Origin of the sequence: Gordonia sp. UBA7599, from assembly GCA_002477755.1 — a bacterium.
In the GTDB taxonomy this organism is placed as follows: Bacteria; Actinomycetota; Actinomycetes; order Mycobacteriales; family Mycobacteriaceae; genus Gordonia.
Genome location: DLKD01000127.1, coordinates 1 through 3486 on the forward strand (window position 1 = coordinate 1; position 3486 = coordinate 3486).

General features: G+C 69.3%; 5 protein-coding genes. 2 read left to right on the forward strand and 3 right to left on the reverse strand.

The window, feature by feature from the left end:
• On the reverse strand, positions 1 to 266 hold a 266-nt coding region (locus B4L26_RS14215; RefSeq protein WP_290719725.1), incomplete at its 3' end, for a UvrD-helicase domain-containing protein.
• On the opposite strand from B4L26_RS14215, the gene B4L26_RS14220 reads away from it, so the two are divergent.
• Complete coding sequence (locus tag B4L26_RS14220; RefSeq protein ID WP_290719727.1) at positions 265 to 660, forward strand: hypothetical protein; 396 nt, start codon at positions 265 to 267, stop codon at positions 658 to 660. The two genes, B4L26_RS14215 and B4L26_RS14220, sit on opposite strands and share 2 nt — an antisense overlap.
• Before the next feature lie 32 nt (positions 661 to 692).
• The gene (locus B4L26_RS14225; RefSeq protein WP_290719729.1) at positions 693 to 1391 is read left to right on the forward strand and encodes a hypothetical protein; all 699 of its coding nucleotides are present in this window, start codon (positions 693 to 695) and stop codon (positions 1389 to 1391) included.
• A gap of 76 nt (positions 1392 to 1467) precedes the next feature.
• Here the strand turns inward: B4L26_RS14225 and B4L26_RS14230 are convergent, their stop codons facing one another.
• Positions 1468 to 1779 carry a hypothetical protein gene (locus B4L26_RS14230; RefSeq protein WP_290719731.1) on the reverse strand — a complete coding sequence of 104 codons (312 nt, stop codon included), beginning with the start codon at positions 1777 to 1779 and terminating at the stop codon, positions 1468 to 1470.
• A 24-nt stretch (positions 1780 to 1803) separates the two neighbouring features.
• Positions 1804 to 3486: acetyl-CoA carboxylase biotin carboxylase subunit (locus B4L26_RS14235; protein WP_290719733.1), on the reverse strand; the 1683-nt coding region annotated here is incomplete at its 5' end.

A 3486-nucleotide genomic window follows, 5' to 3' on the forward strand; every position in this document is an offset into this window, starting at 1 on the left:
TCGTCGCCCACGGCGGTGAAGCGCGCGCGTTCGCCCACCAGGAATTTCAGCAGCTCGTACTGCGTGGCGTTGGTGTCCTGGTATTCATCGACCAGCACATGGCCCAGCAGGCGCTGCCATTTCTCGCGCACCTCGGGGTGGCCCTTCAAGAGCCGCAGCGGCAGGCCGATCAGGTCGTCGAAGTCCACGCTTTGGTATGCAGTGAGTCGCTCCTCGTAGCGCTGCATGATCAGGGCGATGGAGCGCTCATGGTCGTCGCCGGCCATGGCCAGCGCGCGGCTGTCGTCGGCGATGCGCCACGCCTCGCCCTTGGCCGACGGGGTCGGCGAGTCGTGGTGCCGTGCCCAAGTGCTCGGCGCGGGCCTGCCGCGGCCGCGGCTCAAGCACGCTCTGCTCGAGGACGGCGACGAGGAGATGGTGCAACCCGACATGGACTGGAGCGGGTTGGTGCTCGGCGAGTTCGACGGGGCGGCGCGCTACGAACGCGTGCGGGTACCCGGTGACACAGCGTTGTCGGCGTCGTGGCGGGCCATTGCGCGCGACGACCGCCTGCGCGAGCGCGGCATTCGCGTGTTGCGCTGGACCTGGTCGGATCTGGAACGCCACGACGTCGCGGCGTCGTGTCGGTACCGCCTCCAGCGGGCGGGTCTGATCCGGTAGCGGTGTCCGACCTCGGCGCTACCTTGCCGGGTATGACTGACATCGACTACCACGATCCGGCCAACTCCCGAAACCTCGCGTTCTTGTACCTGTCCGGCAGGGAGGACAAGCCGTTGGACCCGATGGCCACCGCCTACCTCTTCGGCAACGACGTCGCGGCGATACGCACCGAGTATGAGGTCCACCAGGAGCAGGCGCAGGAGTGGTCGGCCTCCGCGCTCGACGCCCGCGACGCCGGCGATGACATCGGTGTCGAGGCCTGTCTCAGCGAGGCGCGTGCGTGGGCGAGCCACGCCAACGTGCTGCGCGATGCGGCGGAACTCTGCGAGACGCGGCCGGACCTGCCGGTGCCGGAATGGCCGTTCACCGATCTGCTCGCTCGCGCGCATGGTGCGGCGGGGCAACGCTGGCACCTGTTCCACGTGGTGGCCGACGAGTTGGGGCTGGGCAAACCCGAGCCCGAGTGCTGCGAGACGGGCTGTTGCGCCGACGACTGCTGTGGCGGCGAGACGTGCGAGTGCGAATCGTGCGCCGCGCCGTGCATGCAGTGCAGCGTCTGCGGGCAGGTCCGCGTGGCGGAGGCGAACGATCCGGAATCAGGGGCCTACCAGGTGGTCGACACCCATCCCACCGTCGTTGCGGCCGAGCAGGAGGCGGAGGGTCTCAAGAACCGGTTCTTCGCCGCGTTCGACGACGCCGCAGCCGAGTACGCGCGCGCCGTAGGCGAGTAGCAACAACCGCTACCGGTTCTCGCAACAGCTACCGTCGCAACGGTAGCTGTTGTCGGGAGTGGTAGCGGAAGTGCGGTTACAGCGATCCGAGGAAGCGCTCAACGACGGGTAGGGCGTCGTCGAGGCTCTGCTGCTGCCCGGTCCGCGCCTGACCGATCGGCGCGCCACCCGCGTCGGCGGTGATCAACGACATCAGTTCGCCCGTCGTCGGTTCGCATACCGCCCAGCTGAACCGGGATTCGTCGGCCCAGCCGGCATCGGCTGCCGCGACGAAGGCCGCCGGGTCGGCGATGCCGAGATCGGCCAGTGCTGGCACATCACTGACCCGCTCGTCGTCGCGCAGGGCGCGCAGGTACCACGCGCCCGCGTTGATCTCGACGACTTCCATCGACGTGGCGGGCGGGTGGTCGTGCTACTTGATCTCGAGCAGCAGCGTGCCCTGGGTGACCGCGTCGCCTGCGGACACCGCCAGCCCGGTCACGGTGCCGGACTTGTGGGCGTTGACGGGGTTCTCCATCTTCATGGCTTCGAGGACCACGATCAGCTCGCCCTCAGAGACCTCTTGGCCCTCCTCGACGGCGACCTTGACGACGGTGCCCTGCATCGGCGCCGTCACCGAATCGCCAGACGCCGCCTGACTGCGGCCCTTCGAGCGGGTGCGGTCCTTCGGCTTGCGGCGGACGGCGCCGTGACGGACGCCGTTCTCGCCGATCGACAGGTCGCCGGGCAGCGACACCTCGACCCGTCGGCCGTCGATCTCGACGACAACCTTCTGGCGCGGCAACTCGTCGGACTCCTCGAGGTCGCCGGCCCCGCCGAACGGCTCGAGCGGGTTGTCCCAGTCGGTCTCGATCCACTTGGTGTAGACCTCGAAGGTCTCCCCGTCGCCGATGAAGGCAGGGTTGCTGACGATGTGGCGGTGGAAGGGGATCACAGTGGCCAGACCATCGACCTCGAACTCGTCGAGGGCGCGGCGGGCGCGCTCGAGCGCCTGCTCGCGGTTCTCGCCCGTCACGATCAGCTTGGCGAGCATCGAGTCGAACTGGCCGCCGATGACATCGCCCTGCCGCACACCCGAGTCGACGCGGACACCGGGGCCCGACGGCTCGCGGTAGACGCTGATCGGGCCGGGGGCGGGGAGGAAGCCGCGGCCGGCGTCCTCGCCGTTGATGCGGAACTCGAAGGAGTGCCCGCGCGGTGCCGGATCCTCCTTGATGGTTAGCTCCTCGCCCTCGGCGATACGGAACTGCTGGCGCACCAGGTCGATCCCGGCGGTCTCCTCGGTGACCGGGTGCTCGACCTGCAGGCGGGTGTTGACCTCGAGGAAGGAGACGGTGTCGCCCTGCACGAGGTACTCGACGGTGCCGGCGCCGTAGTAGCCGGCTTCCTTGCAGATGGCCTTCGCCGACGAGTGGATGCGTCCACGCTGGTCGTCGGTGAGGAACGGCGCGGGGGCCTCCTCCACGAGCTTCTGGAAGCGGCGCTGCAGCGAACAGTCGCGGGTGCCGGCGACGACGACGTTGCCGTGCTGGTCAGCGATGACCTGGGCCTCCACGTGGCGGGCCTTGTCGAGGTACTGCTCGACGAAGCACTCGCCACGGCCGAACGCGGCCACCGCTTCACGCGTGGCCGACTCGAACAACTCGGGGATCTCCTCGACGGTGTGCGCGACCTTCATGCCGCGGCCACCGCCGCCGAACGCAGCCTTGATGGCCACCGGGACGCCGTACTGCTTGGCGAAGGCGACGACCTCGTCGGCGTCGGCCACCGGGTCCTTGGTGCCAGCGGCCATCGGGGCCTTGGCCCGCTCGGCGATGTGGCGCGCGGTGACCTTGTCGCCGAGATCGCGGATCGACTGCGGGGACGGGCCGATCCAGATCAGTCCGGCGTCGATGACCGCTTGCGCGAAGTCGGCGTTCTCCGAGAGGAAGCCGTAGCCGGGGTGGATCGCTTGGGCGCCCGTGCGGCGCGCGGCCTCGATCAGCCTGTCGCCGACCAGGTAGCTGTCGCGCGCCGGCGATGGGCCGATATGGACGGCCTCGTCGGCCATCGCGACATGGCGGGCGTTGCGATCGGCGTCGGAATAGACGGCGAC